Origin of the sequence: Methylomonas sp. MK1, assembly GCF_000365425.1 — a bacterium.
Lineage (GTDB): Bacteria > Pseudomonadota > Gammaproteobacteria > Methylococcales > Methylomonadaceae > Methylomonas.
Genome location: NZ_AQOV01000002.1, coordinates 1,506,808 through 1,524,987, shown reverse-complemented (window position 1 = coordinate 1,524,987; position 18,180 = coordinate 1,506,808). Strand labels below are relative to the sequence as shown.

The following is an 18,180-nucleotide window of genomic DNA, read 5'->3' as shown; positions in this document are numbered from 1 at the left end:
TCAATCAGGGCCGTTCGATAAACTCCAGCGCATTGCCGTCACGGTCGCGGCAAAACAGCGCCTTGCGGCCTGAGATACTCACCGTATAAGCCGTACCGGTCCGCTCCAGATCTTCGCGCAAGGCGTCAACCGAATCGATATGCATCGCCACATGCCGATCACGGCCGCCATGCGCCGGCCTGCCGGTGGTAGGATCGGGATTATCCAATTCCAGCAAATGTATTTGCTGCGCGCCGATTTGCAACCAGGCACCCGGAAACGGCAGATTCGGCCGTTCAGTCTGCTCCATTCCCAAAACATCGCGGTAAAAAAGCAGCGATTGCTCGGTATCGGAGACGATCAAACTGGCGTGATGTATCGTGAAGTTATGTTTGGACATGGCAATCAACAGGTGAGTAAGGCCAAGCGATTATACCGCCCGATTATTTTATCGAGTAGGTTTTCAACCAAGGCAAACTGGCAACGGTGCCAGCGGTCGGCCGGTACTCGGCCCCAACCCAGCCTTGATAGTCCGACGCCGCGATAATATCGAACAAGGTATTGAAAACCACGGCGCCGGTGCCCGGCTGAGCGCGGCCTGGGCAGTCGGCAAATTGAATATGCCCAATCTTGTCCAGATGTTGGCGCAAAAATCCGGCACAATCTTCGCCCATCCGGCTCATGTGATAAATATCGTATTGCATGAATAAGTTCGGATGATCGATTTGTTTTAGCGCATCCAGCATTTTGTCGCTGGTGTCGACTATAAAGCCAGGCATGTCATAGCTATTGACCGCCTCGAATACGGTTTTGATACCCAACTCAGCGAAAACGGCTGCGGAATAAGCCAGATTCTCACAAAAGGTAGTTTGATATTCGCCCAAGCGTTGTGGGTCCAAACAACGACCTGGTAACACGTTAATAACGTAGGGCTTTAATCGTTCGGCATAAGTCAGCGTCTGCTCTACCGCGGCTTTAAATTGATCGCGTTTTTCCGGAACCGCCGCCAACCCCTCGCCACCCTGCAGCAAAGTGTCGGCATCGACATTGAACAACACCAACTGCAAATCCAGTTGATCCAATATATCGCGGATTTGTTCGGCGGGTAGCGAGTAGGGAAACTGAATTTCCACCGCATCGAAACCTTGCTGTTTCGCAGCCTGAAACCGTTCCGGCAAAGGCAGTTCTGTAAACAATAAACTCAGATTGGCGGTAAAGCGCAGCATTATTCTTGGGCGTACAGTTTGATCAGTGTCGAGGGGTCTTGGTCCAAAAAGCCGCTACTGCCGTGCAATTGCATTAGTTGCGCAGCCAAGCCCGACATGGGTATCGCACTGCCCTGCTTGCCGGCTAAATCGACGGCCATATTTAAATCTTTCAATAAAGTTTTCACGCGCCACTTTACCGGCTCGAAACGCTGATCCGCCATTTCCGGTCCGACGATTTGCAGTGGCTTGGAATCGGCAAAGCCACCGGCCAGCGCTTCCGGAATTTTTGCAGCATCGACGCCGGCAGAGTTGGCCAGCGCCATCATTTCCGCGATGACTAGCACGTTGCAACTGACGATCATCTGATTGCAAATTTTAGTAGTCTGACCGCTGCCAATTGGCCCCATATGCGTCAAACGGCTATACAGCGGTCGCAATACTTCTCTGGCAATTTCAATATCCGGTTCAGCACCACCCGCCATAATCGCCAAACTACCCTGCTCTGCGCCGGCCGTACCGCCGGATACCGGCGCGTCCACCCAGCGCATGCCGCAAGCAGTTTGTAATTGAGATGCCATGCGCCGGGTAGCTTCCGGGTGAATGCTGGACAAATCAATTAACAATTTCTCGGCAGCGCCGCTGGCGATAATTTGTTCCGTCACTACCGCTTCAACGGCCATGGTGTCGGCCAGGCACAAAATCACCACATCGGAGGCTTTTACCAATTCGCCGACGCTGCCGCAGACCTTAGCACCCGCACCAGCCACCACATCCAATTTGGCAGCAGTGCGATTCCAGACATTGAGCTGAAAACCCGCCTCCAGAAGCCGCAGGCTTAGCGGTTGCCCCATCAGGCCTATGCCGACGAAGCCCAGCGTGTAGCGTTGTTCTGCCATAGTGAAACTCGCAGTTATTCGAATAGTGCCGGACTTAAATCCAAACGCTCGCCGCCGCGCCCACTCATCAACTGTTGATGCACGATTTGAAAAGCTTCATCGAAATCGGCATTCACAAAACGCTGGGATAAATGCGCGCAGATTGCATATAAGCCCGAATAATGCACGGTCTCGCCGGAAGTACACAGGTTGATTTTCTCGGATAGCACCCGCATCACTGACAACACCGTACCGTCTTGCCTCCAGTTGGCGGGCACGCTTACCACCTCGTCGCCCCTGCACGCGATGGCGGCCAGCGCATTAAATGATAAATCCACCAGCCCAGCCAAAATTTTGATCAGGTCACCGCTAGCAATGGCTTTAAATGTCTCGCTACCGCAATCCAGCAATAAGGCTTGGCGCATCACAATATCCATGTCGGACAAATGCCCGATTTCGCCATCGTCGGGCTGCTTGATAGCGAATTTCCGGTGAAAATCTCTAACTTGTTGTAAATGTTTGTTCATGATTCTGCTCCGGGGTTGGATTCAAAGAGTTCGGATGAAGAGTGGCGCGGCGCTAGACAATATATACAGCTACCGGCCTACCCGTTGATAGGACAGTAGTGAACAGGCAGAGTGCGCCGATTAATTAAATAGTGACAACGAGGAAAACGGTTTTAACGCAATTGCCGACGCGATTCAATCAACGATAAACTGACTATGACGATCAATAGGAACAAGGATGTTTCCAGTAATAAAAACGCGGCTATTTTGAAATAAGCAAAAGCCGGATCGACATAACGCACCAACCACCCGGCCGCTTCATCTGCTATCGCCGCACCATAAACTATCGCGCTAATCCAGACTTTCATCAGCGTCGGCAACGAGGTCATCAGCATCAGATGCGTCAGTGTCAATACCAACATCCCCATTGCAAACAAATGAAAATGACTGACTTCCAGCAGACTTTGATAGCTTTTCGGTTCGTTAAACTCTTGCTCGTTGCCCAAATAGTAAGAAACAACCGACTCCGGTGTGAGATTCATTTTATGGAAGTACATCAGACCATTGCTGATCCACAACAAGGCGACATAGGCCAAGAACATCAAGATCAAAGTATTGATCAGCAGCTGGCGATTCTGTTCGCCGGTAACAAAAAAACGCATCAGTGTGGCTTGTTTTGGATGAGAACTTGATAAATCGCCAGTACCTTGCGGGCGCTATTAATTGCGGCACGGGTGCTGAGCGTCGCCCCGGCCACCCCTTGTATATCTTGATTCAGGCTCAACTCTTCGATGGAATGATTCGCCAGCAAGGCCATCCAGCGTTCCGGCGGTTGATATTCCGGCGGTTCATGAAACGCCAGCGTATGGACGTTACGCAATTTGCCATCCGGCGTTAATACCACCAGCAAGGTCTCCGGTTTGGTTCTAACCGTGTGCGCTTCAATGGCGGCATAGCCGATCACGGCGCCTTGCTTCTTGCCCACATAAAAGCTGAACAGATTGGATTCCAGCTTGACCTTCGCAAGCTGTTCGATCTGCGCTACTTCCTCCGGCGTCGGAAACAACGATTGCATTTCCACGGTCGCGTCGTCGCCGAAGGCCAGCTTCATTGCTTCTTCTTTGCTGTAGAACACAGTGGCATAAGCACTCAGAGTCGTCAGGCAAAAAGCCAGTAGAATCAGGAAGAACCGGGAATATTTTGAAAACGGCATACTTTGGAGAAATCCAATAAACTAATAATAGGCGAGCTATGATAGAGACAGGTCATCGATTTGCCAAGCCGAAGCACTCGATAGTTGGGATTGACTCTGCCTTTGAGTCGAGGGATGGCCCCATTTTTCAAACCAATGGAGCCACCTACAACAAAGAACAGTTATCAGAAAATAAAGCCTACGCCAAGGTTGAAGTCATCTGGCGATGTACCTGCTTTCTGATTGAAATTACGGTAGTCCGCTTTGATAACTACATTAGGTATTGGTTTGTAATTCATACCGATCTGGAAGATTTCGATATCTTTGGTGAAATCATCGGCATACCCCACTGGCACTTTGGCGAGTGTATCCAAGCGTTCATAGCGGAAAAATGGCGCCAAATATTGCGTGGTATCGTGTAAGACGTGCGGCAGAATGTCGTAACCGACCTCGCTGTACCAGCCGTAATTTTCTGAGCCAATGACTCCATTACCATTTGCAGCAGACAATATCGCCGCATTTCCAACATGACCAAAGGAACCCAGCGTACGGAATTCGAGACCGCGATATTTCCACTGCAAGTGCGCTTCATACAGCTCTGTCATCACATCAGCTTTCTCGCCGGCGAAAAACTGATTTTGACCAGACTTGCCGAGGTAAGCCGATCCACCGACACTTAATCCAGGTATAAACGCTGGCGCGTAATCTACTCGACCCACGTAGGCCAAATCTTCCGCTAATGCCTGACTGCCGCCTTGGCGGCCTTCTCTAATACCATCGGACGCAAATCCTCTAGCATTCATACCATTGACTACGTATGTGGTATAAGTCAATCCTGGCAACAACTCACCAAATAGACCGAGCCCATTTTCATGCCAGGTACTCGGAATTATACGGCGTTCGACTTCGGGACGGTTGTTACCGAAGAAAAAAGGTGGTTCATGTATTTGGTTGATGAAACCCATCGGCATGAGCAACATACCAGCCCGAACATTTGCCATCTTATCGATGAAGAAATCCAGCGAAGCGAATTCCACTGAAACCTCTCCCCTTTCTTCGCTGCCTTCACCAGTGGTTCCATGCTCAAACTCGATCTCACTGTTAAAGAGAATACTGTCGGTAAATTTGTAACCAGCGTAAATAACCAAGCGCTCCAAGTCAGCATTATTTGAATTTCTGACGTTACCAGCGTCATCCCGACCGCCTTGATCGTTCACTCTAGCCTGATAATTGGCTTCACCATAACCACCAAGAGATAAGCCTTTACTAGATTGATAGACTTTCGACGCCGCCGGGCCCAAACCGTATGCGCTTTTGTATTCGACTTTTTCCGGCACCACCAACTCGGTACGCAGCTTTTCCACTTCCTCCGTCAATACATTGGTTTTACGCTCCAAATTGCTGACTTCACCGGTGGGCGCTTTTTGCGCGACCGCTTCCAGCTTTTTAGTCATGCTGTCAATCTGCTGCTGCTGTGCCTGAATGATCTTCCACATTTCATCCATGGTCTGCGGCTTTTCGGCGGGAATTCCCGCAGCGTTTACCCCGGCACTGACAACAATCGCCGAAATCGCGGCGCTAAGTTTTGAGTTGAATGGCTTCATATCGGTCTCCAAGAATTTGAGACTCGAGTATAAAACCCCTACAACATTTAATGCAAATCATTCTCAAATCTATCCGCATTAACAAAACAACTTTCCCTCCCGTAAAATAGCTGCAATTAATGACTTAACGACTGTAAGTTGCGATAAGCTCCAGCTTTTCGGAACGTTTCATTTGTTTGATCAACGCTTCCTTTCTGGAAGCCGAGACGCGGTCATGCCCCGCTTCGACAAACACCAGTTGCCGAGGTTGACGGCTTCTGAAATATTTGGCCCCTTTTTGCATCAGATGCTGGTGGAAACGTCGCTCAACATCGGTACTAATACCGGTATATAAGCTGCCGTCATCACACTGAATGATATAGACCGACCAATTTGACACTGGCGCGCTATTCAGAGTCGACGGATTTATTCAACCAACCATTCAGCAAAACCGCTACCGATATAGGCATATCGAACGATAAAAATCAGCGCAGCGCTCTGGCTGTGACTTGCAGCATCTTTGACACCGGGCGTAATTGCCAAAGTCCAGAGCAGCGCCGCCAAAAAATACACCACCACACCCGACACCGCCCATGACACAGCCGGACGCCCCGAGCGTGCCGCGGTGCTGTAAAACCAAATGCCGACAAACGCGGCAGCTATCGAACCTAACATGTGTTTCCCTGATTTTAAGTAGTTTAGCGGCGAGACAATCGTTCGATTCCCAGGTTGGCCAACTGATCGGCACGCTCGTTTCCAACATCCCCGGCATGCCCTTTCACCCATATCCAATCGATGTTGTGCCGCTGGATCGCAGCATCCAAACGTCGCCATAAATCTTCGTTTTTGACCGGTTTATTGGCAGCAGTTTTCCATGCCCGCTTTTTCCAGTTAGCCATCCATTCGGTAATGCCTTGCAAAACATATTTGGAGTCAGTGTGCAATTTGACGCTGCAAGGCTTAGTTAAAGTTTCTAAAGCTTGTATTGCGGCTACCAACTCCATCCGGTTGTTCGTCGTTTCAGGTTCACCACCGCATAGCTCCTTTTCTTTGTCTCGATATTCCAAGCGCACACCCCAGCCTCCGGGCCCAGGATTGCCCTTGCATGCGCCATCTGTGTAAACAATCACTTCAGACATAGTCAACCTATCTATGTAAATTCGATTTCAAACCTAATCCAACCGCAGCCAAATTGCTTCGGCGTTGCTGCGTCGCGGTCAAAGGAATCAATGTATATTGCCTCTTCACCGCTTTAATGCCGTAAGCCATAGCAAACAAAGACGCAAAGCTAAATTCGAATTTACCGTGAGCGATGGTATAGCTGTCTAGTCCAAACTCGGCGGTCGTTAACAATTCGAAGTTCATCAATTTCAACCAATCCAAAACCCGCGCTTTGGTAATGAAATGCGCCCGCCAAGATTCCGCAAGCTTCCGGTCCCATAAAAACTGGAAACGTACCGACATGCTGAACGGATTGAAATTCAGCATGACCAATTCGCCGCCCGGCTTTAACACGCGATTGACTTCGCGCAGGGTTTGAAATCGCCGTGCGTCAAACTCTAAAATGTGTGGAAGTATGACTAAATCCATCGATTCAGTTTGAATAGGCAAGTTAAAAGCTTTAGCGGTCACCTTCAACGCCCCAGCATCACCCAAGGCCTTGCCGTCCAGAATTAGATAATTCCTATACAAGGAAAAATCGACAAACTCATTTTCCCAGCCTAAACCACCGATCTGGAGTTGTTGTTGCTTACAACTCACCGTTATTGATCTTCGCAGATAGTTGGCTTCCATGGTTTGCAGTAGCTTACCCCGTGGGGTTTGGTACAACGCAAAAAGAAATTGTCTCTTCATTTAACCGCCGCTAAGGGTATGTTTTTTTGGCTATTTTAGAAAGCCATGCTAGGATCTAATTTTTTTATTTTAGCGAGTTCAGACAATGCCCCGCTCAATTTCCAAAAAATCAGGCCGTCATCTGTCTTATCTACTGCCTATTCTGCTAGCAACCGGTTGTAGCCAACATGCGCAAAAAGACCATCTAAGCCAATCATCAACTAGCAAGTTTTCCGTATTTACCCGTAATGGCAATGCCGGAAAAATCCACAACAAGCAGGTAGAAGCAAAAGAGCACGCCACCATCTGGGATAGGATGCTGTCTCTTTATGCCTTACCGGAAATCGATAATGCCAGAATCGACCGCGAAGTAAACTGGTATCTTAAAAACCCTGAATATCTGACCAGAGTACAACAGCGCGCCGAGCCCTATTTATATTTCATCCTCAACGAAATTGAAGCGAAAAATATCCCCGGAGAACTGGCCCTGTTACCTGCGGTTGAGAGCGCTTTCAGACCTGACGCGATGTCGCCAGCTCAAGCATCCGGTCTTTGGCAGTTCATTCCACCCACCGGGCGTCTTTACGGGTTAAAACAGAATAGCTGGTATGACGCACGACGCGATGTGGTGCAATCGACTCAGGCAGCCACTACCTTCCTGAAAGAACTGAGCGAGACTTTCAATAACGACTGGTTACTTGCTCTCGCCTCATACAACGCCGGCAAAGGCAATATAAAAAACGCAGTGGATAGAAACCTCGAGCGCGGACAGCCTACCGACTTCTGGTCTCTGGACTTGAACAACGAGACCTCAGCTTACGTACCCAGGCTGCTGGCAATCGCCAAGATCTTTGCCAACCCGGAAAAATACAACGTCAATCTGCATCAATTCGCCAACCAACCTTATTTTGAATTGGTCGATGTAAAGTCCCAGCTCGATTTGGGTAAAGCCGCCGAAATGGCACAAACCCCGCTAGATGATTTCTTAAAGCTCAATCCTGGCTATAACCGCTGGAGCACCGATCCGAACGGCGCGCAACATCTGCTGATTCCGGTAAGCAAAGCCGATTCTTTTAAAGAAAAACTGGCTGAATTGCCACACCAAGAGAGAATCAAATGGGAACACCATACGGTGGGCAAGAAAGAGACTCTAAAAAGCATAGCCAGCAAACACAGCACCAGCGTCGAAGAGATTATCAATGTCAATCATCTTGACGACGATACGGTTGCCCAAGGCTCAATCCTGTTAATCCCGGTCTCTTTTCATTCACAAAAGGGCGAACCAACCATACCGGCTGTTGCTGCAGTATCGCAACAATCCACACCAACACCTGCTCAATCAAGCAAACAACAATATACGGTTAAGAAAGGCGATACCCTATGGGATGTCTCGCAACGTTTTTCCGTTGATAAAGACGATATTGTGAGTTGGAATAAATTACCCAAAAAAGCGGCTCTGAAACCCGGTCAAAAACTGACTATCAAGAAAACCAGCAGCAGTATAACCGTTGCATCAACCGCGCCGTCTATCAAGCAAATCAGCTACACGGTCAAAGCCGGCGACACATTGGCACAGATTTCGAAGAAATTTAATGTCAACGTCACCGAACTCCGCAAATGGAATAACGTTCCCAAAAACAAGGCGGACATCAAACCGGGCTCTAAGCTAAAAGTAATGATTGAGGCCGGCCATCCGTCCACCTAAGGCTTCAGATAACCATGCGTATAGTTCAAATCGATTTGTGAAATTAGATCTTTCTAATTCGCCATATGGGCAAACTTAAATCAGCAATTTAGGTTTACCCTTACGCTTCGCGAGATCAAACCGCCTTACTAAAGCGATCAGCACAGAAGAAACTAATCGCTACATATCAGAGAAATAGAGATTCGACTTAAGATATTGAATTAACACAGACGGCATAGCAAACTTAGCACCGCATTATTGCCGCTGTGCCAGAGCTATAACCTTAAGAATTGATGGCGTCCCCACGGGGGTTCGAACCCCGGTTACCGCCGTGAAAGGGCGGTGTCCTAGGCCACTAGACGATGGGGACTAAGACTATTTTTTAAGAATTACTTCTTTAATACGAATTGCCGGCTTAACCGACTTTAGCCAAATTGGCGTCCCCACGGGGGTTCGAACCCCGGTTACCGCCGTGAAAGGGCGGTGTCCTAGGCCACTAGACGATGGGGACTCAGGACTAAATCAACTATTATTTGGTGGAGCCAAGGAGGATCGAACTCCTGACCTCTTGCATGCCATGCAAGCGCTCTCCCAGCTGAGCTATGGCCCCGTAGTTGAGTCCTCGTATTATACGGATATTCAGAACTTTGTCTAGGACTTTTCTACATTCTTTATGTATCCGATGGCTCGCTCTATTCTGCGCAAGGTTTTCTCTCTGCCTAATAGAGCCAAAGTCAGATCAATAGCCGGCGATACACCACTGCCACAAACCGCTACGCGCAGGGGTTGCGCGACTTTACCCAGATTAAGCTGCAATTGCTCGGCACTATCCAATACCACTTGGTGAAGACCTGACGCTTCCCAATCGCCGATAGCGTTAAATTGCGCCAGTAAATGTTGCAATACATCGTCCACGCCCGCTTTGAAATTCTTCTTGGCGGCTTTTTCTTCGTAAGCGTCGAATTCCTTGTAAAAGTATTCGCTTTCGGCTGCCATATCCACCAGGGTTTTGCAACGTTCGCGTTGCGCTTTAACCACATCCATCAATCCCGGACCGGTGGTCGGATCGATACCACGCTCCCCCATATGCCACGCCAAATGTCTGGCAACATGCGCCGGATCGCTGTTCATGATGTACTGGTGATTCAACCACAACAACTTCTCGGTGTTAAACGTGGACGCGGAAACGTTGACTTTTTCCAACTCGAACAACGCCACCATCTCTTCCAAGGAAAACAATTCCTGATCACCATGCGACCAACCCAATCGCACCAGATAGTTCAACAAAGCCTCGGGTAAATACCCGTCATTGCGATACTGCATCACGCTGACCGCACCGTGACGTTTGGACAGGCGCGCACCGTCCGAACCTAAAATCATCGGCACGTGCGCATACACCGGCAATTGCGCACCCAAGGCTTTCAGAATATTAATCTGTCTGGGCGTATTATTGACATGATCGTCACCACGGATCACATGAGTAACCCCCATATCCATGTCATCGACTACCACCGTCAGGTTATAGGTCGGGGTGCCGTCGGAACGGGCAATAATCAGATCATCCAGCTCCTTGTTAGCGACAACGATACGACCTTTCACCAGATCGTCGATGATAACCTCGCCCTGCTCCGGGTTCTTAAATCGCACCACCCGCTCACCTTGCGGATTTTCAACACCGTGCCGACACTTACCGTTGTAACGCGGCTTTTCCTTGTTGGCCATTTGCTGCTCGCGTAAAACCTCCAACTCCTCGCGACTGCAATAGCAATAATAGGCATCGCCCTGCGCCAGCAATTGCTGAATCACTTCTTTGTAACGATCAAAACGATGCGTCTGATAGAAAGGGCCCTCGTCATATTCCAAGCCTAACCAAGTCATGCCTTCCAGAATTGCATTCACGGACTCCTGACTGGAACGCTCAAGATCGGTATCCTCGATTCGCAAAATAAATCTGCCGCCGTGTTTGCGCGCATACAACCACGAAAACAAAGCGGTTCTGGCACCGCCAACATGTAAATAACCGGTGGGACTTGGGGCAAAGCGGGTTCTAATACTCATCTCTAATTACTTAGTGGTTAAAAATTTCTTGGCGTATTCGCCGGGAATGGAGCGCGATGCGCTTAAACGCATCGCCTGATAGTTAAATTGCACGCTGCCCTTAGCTGCGTCGTTTCTGCCTAGTATGGCCAGCGAAGTGGCATGCCCTTGCTTAGCGGCTTTTTCATACCAATCGGTAGCCTTGTCTCTATCGCTGATGACACCCATACCTCTATCGTACATCGCCCCCATGACTACCTGAGCATCCAGCAAACCTTGGTTCGCCGCTTTTTCCATCCACTCCGCGGCCTTATGCTCATCCTTCTCAAAACCCTCTCGACCAAGTAAATACAACGACGCCAATTTGGCTTGCGCCTGCGCGTTACCCTGATCAGCCATTTCTTTCACGCTGTCAGCCCTTACCGCACTAGCGAGTAAAAACATCGCACAGAAAATTAAAATTTTTCCCATTACATTCTCCAAGGAAACCTACGGATTAAAAACAAAGCGGCATTATTTCACGGCGTCTGAATAAGATGAACGCACTATTTCAAAATAAGGGATTGATGTTAGACTTAAGACACCAAGGCGGTACGCTAGGCCTTGTAGATGCAGAATAACAACCTGGAGAATTAAAACATGAAAAGAAACCTTTTATTCACGGCCACTCTGGCCGGAGCGCTGCTTTCCGGTTGCGCGACGCAGTCGAGCAATAATTTCCAGGCCTTCCAGCCTGAAGACCTTAACGCACTGGTTAAATCCGGAAAACTGGTACAAAAAACCAACAGCTTTTTCGTGGTTAATGATTCATCGTCATCAATGAGCCGTACCTATGTAAATTCTACCGATTACAGTGGCACCAAGCTGGATGTCGAAAAAAATCTGCTCAACAAGTTTAACAAATCCATTCCGGTCATGCCGCTGACATCCGGTCTACGCAGCTTCGGTTTTGGTCCATGCCTATCATGGGGCTCGACTTATCTCAATCAAGCCGTGCAGAATTACACACCAGCCGGTTTCGAAAGTGCGATTACTTCTCTCGAATGCTCTAGCGGCGGCACACCACTGGCCACTGCGTTAAGCGATTCCGGCAAAGATATCGCCTCTGCTCCCGGCAATATTGCCTTAATCGTTTTTAGTGATGGTATCGAGGAAGTCTCGCCCCTACCAACTGCCGAAGCGCTTAAATCCCAATACGGGGACAAGCTGTGCATTTATACAGTTTGGGTCGGCAATGACGAAGATGCCGCAGGTCAAACGGTGCTGCAAGACTTGGCTAACGCATCCGGTTGCGGATTCTCGACCACTGCAGATGCCATTTCCAATCCGAAAGGCATGAGCGATTTTGTTAAAAACTTGTTCCTGAAAGCGGGTACACCAAAAGCGGCAGATTGTTCGACACAAGACGACGACAAAGATGGCGTAAGCAACTGTGTGGACAAATGCCCTGACACCCCTAAAGGTGCCATCGTCGATAAAGACGGTTGCTGGGCATTTCGCGGCTTGTTATTCGATTTCGACAAATCTGACGTCAAAGCCAAATACGGCCCACTGATCCAAAACGCCGTAGAAGTGATGAAAATGAACCCTGGTTTGACCATTGAGATTCAGGGCCACACCGATAGTTACGGTAAGGATGCTTACAACCAAAAACTGTCGGAGCGTAGAGCTAATGCGGTCAAAGCCGAGCTGATCAAACAAGGCGTGGAAGGCAAGCGCCTGACAGCGGTTGGCTTCGGAGAGTCCAAACCGGTCGATACCAATGAAACCGATGAAGGCCGTGCCTACAACCGCCGTGTCGAATACAAACGTACCGACCGCTAAACGATAAGCTTCCAGCTTAACGACACAAGGGAGGCCTAGCTAGGCCTCCCTTTTTTTATGTCCAGACCAGTCGAATCGACTGCCACCTAATATTGGTGCCGCGTGGCGTAATCGTCAATTTATCGAAGCATCCGCCGGTATGGACGCGCAATGGCGACACAACACGTTGGCGTAGTTTCAGCCGCTAAAGATCCACACATTCTTGCCCCGTTGGCACGTTCGCAAACATAGATGTACATTTAACACCCTGCTGGGCATATTCCAGGCCAGGGTTCACAACGCGTTATGTCTGGAACCTACCTTCGATACCTCCGCCCTCACCCACCTATCTGCAAGGTATGCACACGAAACCATGGCATGCCTATAAAATACCTTAAATCGAGTATTCCAAAATTTCGCCAGTGAATTCGAAAGTTTTTGATATGCATGATTTTGGATTTTTGGCGTATAAACCAAAGCGAGCAGCATATCTACAGAGGCTGAAAAAGCGAACAAGCTATTCGGCTTAAAGCTTTGGAATATTTTGTTTTCAGTGGTCGAGTTCGACCGATTCTGTTGAAAAAGTCCCCTAATATACGGTTCCTAAAGTAGTAAAATACAGCTAACAGCCACTCAATCATGAGGTGACGCCATGATGGGACAACAATCCGGGATTCAGGAGCAGTTGTTTTTCTGTTTCAGTCTCGAAAACCACATTCCCAAAGAGCATCTGCTGCGAGGCATTAACCATTTTCTTGACTTGGGTGATTTTCGCCAGCAATTGGCGGAGTTTTACAGTCCTATCGGCCGACCATCGATTGCTCCCGAACTGATGATCCGGATGCTAATCCTCGGTTATTGTTTCGGCATTCGTTCCGAACGTCGTCTGTGTGAAGAAGTGCATGTCAACTTGGCTTATCGCTGGTTTTGCAAACTGGATTTAGACGATCCCGTACCGGATCATTCCACCTTTTCCAAGAATCGCCTGGGCCGTTTTCGGGAAAGCCAGGCTTTTCGGCTAGTGTTTGAAACGGTCCTGAAACGATGTATGGCAGAAGGCCTGGTGCGTGGCGAGGGTTTTGCCACCGACGCCAGCATCATCAAAGCCGATGCCCAACGGCAACGTCGAGTAGAAAATGGTGACGACATTGACTGGGGCGATCCCGCTCAAGCAGAACGTCCGGTCCGTGAATATCTCGCGGCACTAGAAGAAACGAATGATCCCAAAGAGTCCACCCGGACGCTTTCACTGACTGATCCGGCGGCTACCTGGACGGCCGCACCCGGTGGCCCCGCATTCTTTGCTTATTCAACCAATTACTTGATCGACTTGGAAGCCGGCATCATCCTTGACGTAGAAGCCTCAGCGGTCAATAAAGCCGCCGAAGTGGAGGCGACTCGGACCATGATTGACCGGGTAGAAGAGACGTTTGGTCTGAAGCCCGAACGTTTGGTGGGCGATACCAACTATGGATCAGCTGCCATGCTCGGATGGTTAGTCGATGAAAAAGACATAGAACCGCATGTACCCGTATTTGATAAGTCAGAACGCAGCGATGGCACCTTCGGCCGCTCTGACTTTACTTATGACGCGGAGAATAATCAGTATATCTGTCCAGCGGGTAAGTGTCTGAAACCCGCTTGGCGCAGCAAACAGAAAAACCCTTATCGCTATCGCGCCAGCCAATTGGATTGCCAAGCCTGTCCGCTCAAAGCGCAGTGCTGTCCTAACATGGCAAATCGGCAAATCGATCGAAGCCCCCACGAATCGGCTCGTGATGTCGCACGAGCCATTACCAAAACCGATGCTTATAAGCAGTCACGCAAGGAACGCAAGAAGGTGGAAATGCTGTTTGCCCATCTCAAGCGCATATTGAAGATGGATAAACTACGTTTACGAGGCTTCAGTAATGCCAAAGATGAGTTCCTACTGGCGGCGACGGCCCAAAATCTAAGGCGAATGGCGAAGAGGTTGGCAATCAATGAACCAGTAACCCAATTGATACCCGCATAACGGCAATATAAGGCGTATTTACGCACCGGAAAGCAAAAAACTCACCTGCCAGCTTCTGCAAAACCACGGCAATCAATCAAAACGCAGTTCCCACTGACTTTCAAAAATCCGCCTTTTTCAACACAATCGACCCTTTGCAGTCTGTGGCAATATTTGGTTGAATGACTGCAATTTTATCATTACCCGTCGCTGTAACTCGAAGGCATTATAAACGCGTCTTGGAGTTTTGAATATTTCCAAGAAGTCGCCTCATCTTTGAATAGTGTCTAGCAAGTATAGCGACATCACATAGTTGCTTGTTATACCACCACCTGTACTTTCTTAATTCAATCAATCTCGGATTTGGCGGCGCAAAAGATGCATAGCAAACGCATGAAAATAAAAAACTTTATAAAATCTAATATTTCTCTTCTATTTTTATTGTTTACTTGTGTCGCAGAAGCAAACAAGCCAGGCCATGTCGGCCCTGAAATAAATGAAATACAATTTTCAGTAGAAAATGAAAATGTTATTTACGCGATTTCCGGAAATTCAGATGTATTCAAAAGCATCGACAAAGGCTTGTCGTGGGTTTATCAGAATCGAAGGAATAATCTATCTTTTGACCTAAAAACCAGAAATACGGATAGGCCTAATAATATAGGCGAGCTTTGTGTTGATGGGGTAGAGGCACCTTCATCGCCTAACATTATTTATGCAATTTGTTATAAAGACTCCAATTCAGGCGGGCATAGTAATTTCAAGAAAAGCGTCGACTATGGCGAAACTTGGGAAATATTGGGCGATGGTTTACCAAAGAGTTGGTTTGCCACCAGTTTGGCCGTCGACCCGCGCGACCCTAGCGTATTGTTCGCAGGATGGCTCGGAGGTGGACTTTTACGGTCTCTGGACGGAGGCAAAACTTGGAAGCCGTCCGATAAGGGTTTGATAGACAATCATGAATCGTTTCGCCATTATTTATCGCAGCCAACACTACATAAAGCTGTGCTCGATAACGATATAAAACAGGCTGCGAAAGCATTAATAAAAGGTGCTGATATTGAAGAAGTATCTGAAGGGATGACGCCTTTACTGATAGCAATGGATTTAAACCTAGTAAAGTTAGCTCAATTTTTACTGGATCATGGAGCTAATGTTCATGCTAAAGATTCTTACGGTAACACTGCACTCTATCTTGCTATTCGCAAAAAAAACCCGGAATTGGTGAAACTTGTTCTCAATGCGGGAGTTGACGTTAATGAATCAGTTTCAGAGCGTTCTACTACCGCGATGATGTTTAGCATTGATGCGCCAATAAACATGGATATAATCAAATTATTGGTAAATAGAGGAGCCAATTTAGATGATCCCTATTTGATAGCTAGGGCCATAGATTACAATTTGAAGTACCAAGATCCAGATTCTAAGCAACTGGAGTTAGTTAAATTTCTTTCGCTGAAAATCTTGGAAACGGAGCGTTAGCGAAGTGAAGATTTTTAGTCCCCGATAGCCGTAGCGCCGGGCGGGTTTTCGCAGCGAAGCGGAGAAAACCTGCAAGGCATCGCGACACGGCGTTAAGTCATGCGAGAGCCTAAGTTTCGACCCCTTGTTGGGTCGGAACGAGGTGACGCGGACGAATCGGGGCGCCGCAGGCATAAGCGGTCGCGTAGTTTTTGCCGATTTTTTCCTGCTGGGAAGCTCGAAAAAATCTTTCGGCAAAAATAGCGACTCCCCGATTCAGAAAGGCGTACCGTTGGATTATGAAAACAACGGCAATAATTTGGTACTTTATGCTGGATGGTTATGTAAACCCGATATTGTACGGTTTTTTCTTCAAAAAGGCCTGCCCCCAAATTTAACAGATGAAGCCAATTTGCGCCGTCCCTCTGACGGAAATTTGGCTTGCTATCAAGAAGCAAAAATATTAATCGACCAATTATCAAAATAGAACAACTTTTTCCGTATTTCATGAGTTTTTACCATTCGGTTTATAAAATGGTTTCGGTTTTCCTTAGCCTCAGCTTAACCTGTTGGTTAACAAACGATGTAAGAGCAGACGTCGACACTGAACTCGTTGTCAGTCAAGGCGACGCAATCTTGGGCGCCAATCAAGCAAGAACCAGCGACCTCTTGAGCGGAGCTGGTATCGCCATCGCTGTCATAAGCGACAGTTTCAATTGTCTGGGCGGCGCGGAAATTGGGCAAGCCAACGGTGAATTACCACCAACAGTGACGGTAGTAAAAGAAGCTGATTGCAAAGACGAAAAGACGCTCGACGAAGGCCGGGCCATGCTGGAAGTAATACACGATCTGGCACCTGGCGCCAATTTGTTGTTTCACGCTATGGGCGATAGCCCTGGCGACTTGACGCAAGCCTTGAATCGAGTGGCCGACCACGGCGCGCAGATTATCGTCGATGACGCGGTGTATTTTAGCGAGCCCATGTTTCAGGATGGTCCGGAATCACAAATGATAGACCGGCTGGTAGCTGAGCGCGGCGTCGCTGTTTTCTCGTCGGCAGGCAACGCCGGCCTTAACAGCTATCAATCCGTTTTTGCCGATAGCGGTCGCTACCCTTTGGGTGAAAAGCATGGCGTTGCTCACGACTTCAATCCTGATCCTAACAAAACCGACACCTGCCAAACGATTACGGTCGGTGCCGATGCGTTTACTATATTGAGTTTGCAGTGGGACGAGCCGGCCAAGTCCATTAGCGGAGGCAAGGGTTCAACCAGTGATTTGGACGTTGTGGTTTACGACGACCCGGCCTGCAAGCATGCCAGCCAAGCCTGGGCCATCGGTGGTTCGACGGATAATTTGGGCGGAGACCCCGTCGAAGTAGTTGGATTCGACAACAAAGGCAACTGCCATCGAAAAACCGTCGGCTTGAGCATTTTGAAAGTCGCCGGTCCCGCGCCCGGCTTGCTGAAATACATCCTGAGCGGCAGCTCGCTACCCAGCGAACACCCCAGTATCGACGAATACCGCAACACTCCTAAAACCATCGCGTCGGCGTTCGGCCACGCTAACGCGGCAAGTGTGTTCAGCGTCGGCGCCGTCGAAGCCGGCCAAGGCAAAAAGCCGCTGGTGCCGAGTTACTATTCTTCGCCCGGCGGTTTGCCGGTTTTGTTCGACAACCAAGGCCAGCGTTTAGCCGAGCCTATCGTCCGAAAACACGTCGATGCTGTCGCGCCCACCAACATCAATACCAGTTTCTTTTCCAAAACCCGTCCGGATCTGGAAAAAGACGGCAAACCTAATTTCACCGGCACTTCTGCTGCTGCTCCCCATGCAGCGGCGGTGGCCGCCTTGGTGCTAGAGGCTGCGTCGAAAAAAGGTCTGAGTTTGCAGCCTCTCGAACTTTACGAAGTGTTACGGCGTAGCAGTTTGGATTTGGGAGACTTGGGTTACGACAGCTCAACAGGATACGGGTTGCTTGCTTGCGATAAAGCTATCAAGGTTTTGTCCGGAGAGTAATAATTGCTAC

The 18,180-nt window shown here is 48.8% G+C and carries 19 protein-coding genes and 3 tRNA genes; 6 read left to right on the top strand and 16 right to left on the bottom strand.

All coding sequences use genetic code 11. The features are described 5' to 3' along the window. Positions 1-4: 4 nt before the first annotated feature. The 11 genes from G006_RS0123780 to G006_RS0123730 form a co-directional block, all read right to left on the bottom strand. Positions 5-379: a VOC family protein gene (locus G006_RS0123780; RefSeq protein WP_020485730.1), complete on the bottom strand. Its 375-nt coding sequence runs from the start codon at positions 377-379 to the stop codon at positions 5-7. Between the two features lie 43 nt (positions 380-422). Further along, the gene (locus G006_RS0123775; protein WP_020485729.1) at positions 423-1,205 is read right to left on the bottom strand and encodes a hydroxypyruvate isomerase family protein; all 783 of its coding nucleotides are present in this window, start codon (positions 1,203-1,205) and stop codon (positions 423-425) included. Further along, entirely contained in the window at positions 1,205-2,083 is an 879-nt protein-coding gene (locus G006_RS0123770) for an NAD(P)-dependent oxidoreductase (RefSeq protein ID WP_020485728.1), read from the bottom strand. The genes G006_RS0123775 and G006_RS0123770 overlap by 1 nt, the downstream gene beginning before the upstream one ends. Before the next feature lie 14 nt (positions 2,084-2,097). Next, on the bottom strand, positions 2,098-2,589 hold the full coding sequence (locus G006_RS0123765; RefSeq protein WP_020485727.1) for a nucleoside triphosphate pyrophosphohydrolase family protein: 492 nt from the start codon (positions 2,587-2,589) through the stop codon (positions 2,098-2,100). Between the two features lie 152 nt (positions 2,590-2,741). After that, positions 2,742-3,230 (bottom strand): hypothetical protein, encoded by a 489-nt coding sequence (locus G006_RS0123760; RefSeq protein WP_020485726.1) that lies wholly within the window; start codon positions 3,228-3,230, stop codon positions 2,742-2,744. Further along, positions 3,230-3,781: an FMN-binding protein gene (locus tag G006_RS0123755; protein ID WP_020485725.1), complete on the bottom strand. Its 552-nt coding sequence runs from the start codon at positions 3,779-3,781 to the stop codon at positions 3,230-3,232. The genes G006_RS0123760 and G006_RS0123755 overlap by 1 nt, the downstream gene beginning before the upstream one ends. Before the next feature lie 164 nt (positions 3,782-3,945). Further along, entirely contained in the window at positions 3,946-5,364 is a 1,419-nt protein-coding gene (locus G006_RS0123750; RefSeq protein ID WP_020485724.1) for a hypothetical protein, read from the bottom strand. 124 nt (positions 5,365-5,488) lie between these two features. Beyond that, positions 5,489-5,743 carry a GIY-YIG nuclease family protein gene (locus G006_RS0123745; RefSeq protein ID WP_026147267.1) on the bottom strand — a complete coding sequence of 85 codons (255 nt, stop codon included), beginning with the start codon at positions 5,741-5,743 and terminating at the stop codon, positions 5,489-5,491. Between the two features lie 26 nt (positions 5,744-5,769). Next, entirely contained in the window at positions 5,770-6,018 is a 249-nt protein-coding gene (locus tag G006_RS0123740) for a hypothetical protein (protein ID WP_020485722.1), read from the bottom strand. A gap of 23 nt (positions 6,019-6,041) precedes the next feature. Further along, the gene (gene rnhA, locus G006_RS0123735) at positions 6,042-6,482 is read right to left on the bottom strand and encodes a ribonuclease HI (RefSeq protein ID WP_020485721.1); all 441 of its coding nucleotides are present in this window, start codon (positions 6,480-6,482) and stop codon (positions 6,042-6,044) included. 7 nt (positions 6,483-6,489) lie between these two features. Further along, positions 6,490-7,197 (bottom strand): class I SAM-dependent methyltransferase, encoded by a 708-nt coding sequence (locus G006_RS0123730; protein WP_020485720.1) that lies wholly within the window; start codon positions 7,195-7,197, stop codon positions 6,490-6,492. A gap of 85 nt (positions 7,198-7,282) precedes the next feature. Here G006_RS0123730 and G006_RS0123725 point away from each other — a divergent pair, with 85 nt between their 5' ends. After that, entirely contained in the window at positions 7,283-8,881 is a 1,599-nt protein-coding gene (locus G006_RS0123725) for a lytic transglycosylase (RefSeq protein WP_020485719.1), read from the top strand. Between the two features lie 273 nt (positions 8,882-9,154). Here G006_RS0123725 and G006_RS0123720 read toward each other — a convergent pair. The 5 genes from G006_RS0123720 to G006_RS0123700 form a co-directional block, all read right to left on the bottom strand. Next, a tRNA-Glu gene (locus G006_RS0123720) sits at positions 9,155-9,230 on the bottom strand. Between the two features lie 65 nt (positions 9,231-9,295). Further along, positions 9,296-9,371, bottom strand: a tRNA-Glu gene (locus tag G006_RS0123715). A 23-nt stretch (positions 9,372-9,394) separates the two neighbouring features. Further along, positions 9,395-9,470 (bottom strand) — tRNA-Ala (locus G006_RS0123710). A gap of 41 nt (positions 9,471-9,511) precedes the next feature. After that, the gene (gltX, locus tag G006_RS0123705) at positions 9,512-10,918 is read right to left on the bottom strand and encodes a glutamate--tRNA ligase (protein WP_020485718.1); all 1,407 of its coding nucleotides are present in this window, start codon (positions 10,916-10,918) and stop codon (positions 9,512-9,514) included. Between the two features lie 6 nt (positions 10,919-10,924). Continuing rightward, a complete protein-coding gene (locus tag G006_RS0123700) occupies positions 10,925-11,368 on the bottom strand; it encodes a tetratricopeptide repeat protein (protein ID WP_020485717.1) in 444 nt (147 codons plus the stop codon). 168 nt (positions 11,369-11,536) lie between these two features. Between G006_RS0123700 and G006_RS0123695 the strand changes: the two genes are divergently transcribed. The 5 genes from G006_RS0123695 (at position 11,537) to G006_RS26400 (ending at position 18,170) form a co-directional block, all read left to right on the top strand. Continuing rightward, positions 11,537-12,721 carry an OmpA family protein gene (locus G006_RS0123695; protein ID WP_020485716.1) on the top strand — a complete coding sequence of 395 codons (1,185 nt, stop codon included), beginning with the start codon at positions 11,537-11,539 and terminating at the stop codon, positions 12,719-12,721. 631 nt (positions 12,722-13,352) lie between these two features. Then, positions 13,353-14,714: a transposase gene (locus tag G006_RS0123690; protein ID WP_026146917.1), complete on the top strand. Its 1,362-nt coding sequence runs from the start codon at positions 13,353-13,355 to the stop codon at positions 14,712-14,714. 372 nt (positions 14,715-15,086) lie between these two features. Next, positions 15,087-16,175, top strand: a complete 1,089-nt coding sequence (locus G006_RS0123685) for an ankyrin repeat domain-containing protein (RefSeq protein WP_160167697.1) — start codon at positions 15,087-15,089, stop codon at positions 16,173-16,175. 142 nt (positions 16,176-16,317) lie between these two features. Next, positions 16,318-16,641: a hypothetical protein gene (locus tag G006_RS0123680; RefSeq protein ID WP_152429007.1), complete on the top strand. Its 324-nt coding sequence runs from the start codon at positions 16,318-16,320 to the stop codon at positions 16,639-16,641. Positions 16,642-16,790: 149 nt separating this feature from the next. After that, complete coding sequence (locus G006_RS26400; RefSeq protein ID WP_020485713.1) at positions 16,791-18,170, top strand: S8 family peptidase; 1,380 nt, start codon at positions 16,791-16,793, stop codon at positions 18,168-18,170. The last annotated feature ends 10 nt before the right edge of the window (positions 18,171-18,180 follow it).

What these genes read in the sequence shown, in the direction of transcription:
- G006_RS0123695 (WP_020485716.1), top strand. Translation starts at nt 11,537, where the DNA reads ATGAAAAGAAACCTTTTATTCACGGCCACTCTGGCCGGAGCGCTGCTT.
- gltX (WP_020485718.1), bottom strand. Translation starts at nt 10,918, where the DNA reads ATGAGTATTAGAACCCGCTTTGCCCCAAGTCCCACCGGTTATTTACAT.
- G006_RS0123760 (WP_020485726.1), bottom strand. Translation starts at nt 3,230, where the DNA reads ATGCGTTTTTTTGTTACCGGCGAACAGAATCGCCAGCTGCTGATCAAT.
- G006_RS0123775 (WP_020485729.1), bottom strand. Translation starts at nt 1,205, where the DNA reads ATGCTGCGCTTTACCGCCAATCTGAGTTTATTGTTTACAGAACTGCCT.
- G006_RS0123755 (WP_020485725.1), bottom strand. Translation starts at nt 3,781, where the DNA reads ATGCCGTTTTCAAAATATTCCCGGTTCTTCCTGATTCTACTGGCTTTT.
- G006_RS0123725 (WP_020485719.1), top strand. Translation starts at nt 7,283, where the DNA reads ATGCCCCGCTCAATTTCCAAAAAATCAGGCCGTCATCTGTCTTATCTA.
- G006_RS0123700 (WP_020485717.1), bottom strand. Translation starts at nt 11,368, where the DNA reads ATGGGAAAAATTTTAATTTTCTGTGCGATGTTTTTACTCGCTAGTGCG.
- G006_RS0123685 (WP_160167697.1), top strand. Translation starts at nt 15,087, where the DNA reads ATGAAAATAAAAAACTTTATAAAATCTAATATTTCTCTTCTATTTTTA.
- G006_RS0123690 (WP_026146917.1), top strand. Translation starts at nt 13,353, where the DNA reads ATGATGGGACAACAATCCGGGATTCAGGAGCAGTTGTTTTTCTGTTTC.
- G006_RS0123750 (WP_020485724.1), bottom strand. Translation starts at nt 5,364, where the DNA reads ATGAAGCCATTCAACTCAAAACTTAGCGCCGCGATTTCGGCGATTGTT.
- G006_RS0123730 (WP_020485720.1), bottom strand. Translation starts at nt 7,197, where the DNA reads ATGAAGAGACAATTTCTTTTTGCGTTGTACCAAACCCCACGGGGTAAG.
- G006_RS0123770 (WP_020485728.1), bottom strand. Translation starts at nt 2,083, where the DNA reads ATGGCAGAACAACGCTACACGCTGGGCTTCGTCGGCATAGGCCTGATG.
- rnhA (WP_020485721.1), bottom strand. Translation starts at nt 6,482, where the DNA reads ATGTCTGAAGTGATTGTTTACACAGATGGCGCATGCAAGGGCAATCCT.
- G006_RS0123740 (WP_020485722.1), bottom strand. Translation starts at nt 6,018, where the DNA reads ATGTTAGGTTCGATAGCTGCCGCGTTTGTCGGCATTTGGTTTTACAGC.
- G006_RS0123765 (WP_020485727.1), bottom strand. Translation starts at nt 2,589, where the DNA reads ATGAACAAACATTTACAACAAGTTAGAGATTTTCACCGGAAATTCGCT.
- G006_RS0123780 (WP_020485730.1), bottom strand. Translation starts at nt 379, where the DNA reads ATGTCCAAACATAACTTCACGATACATCACGCCAGTTTGATCGTCTCC.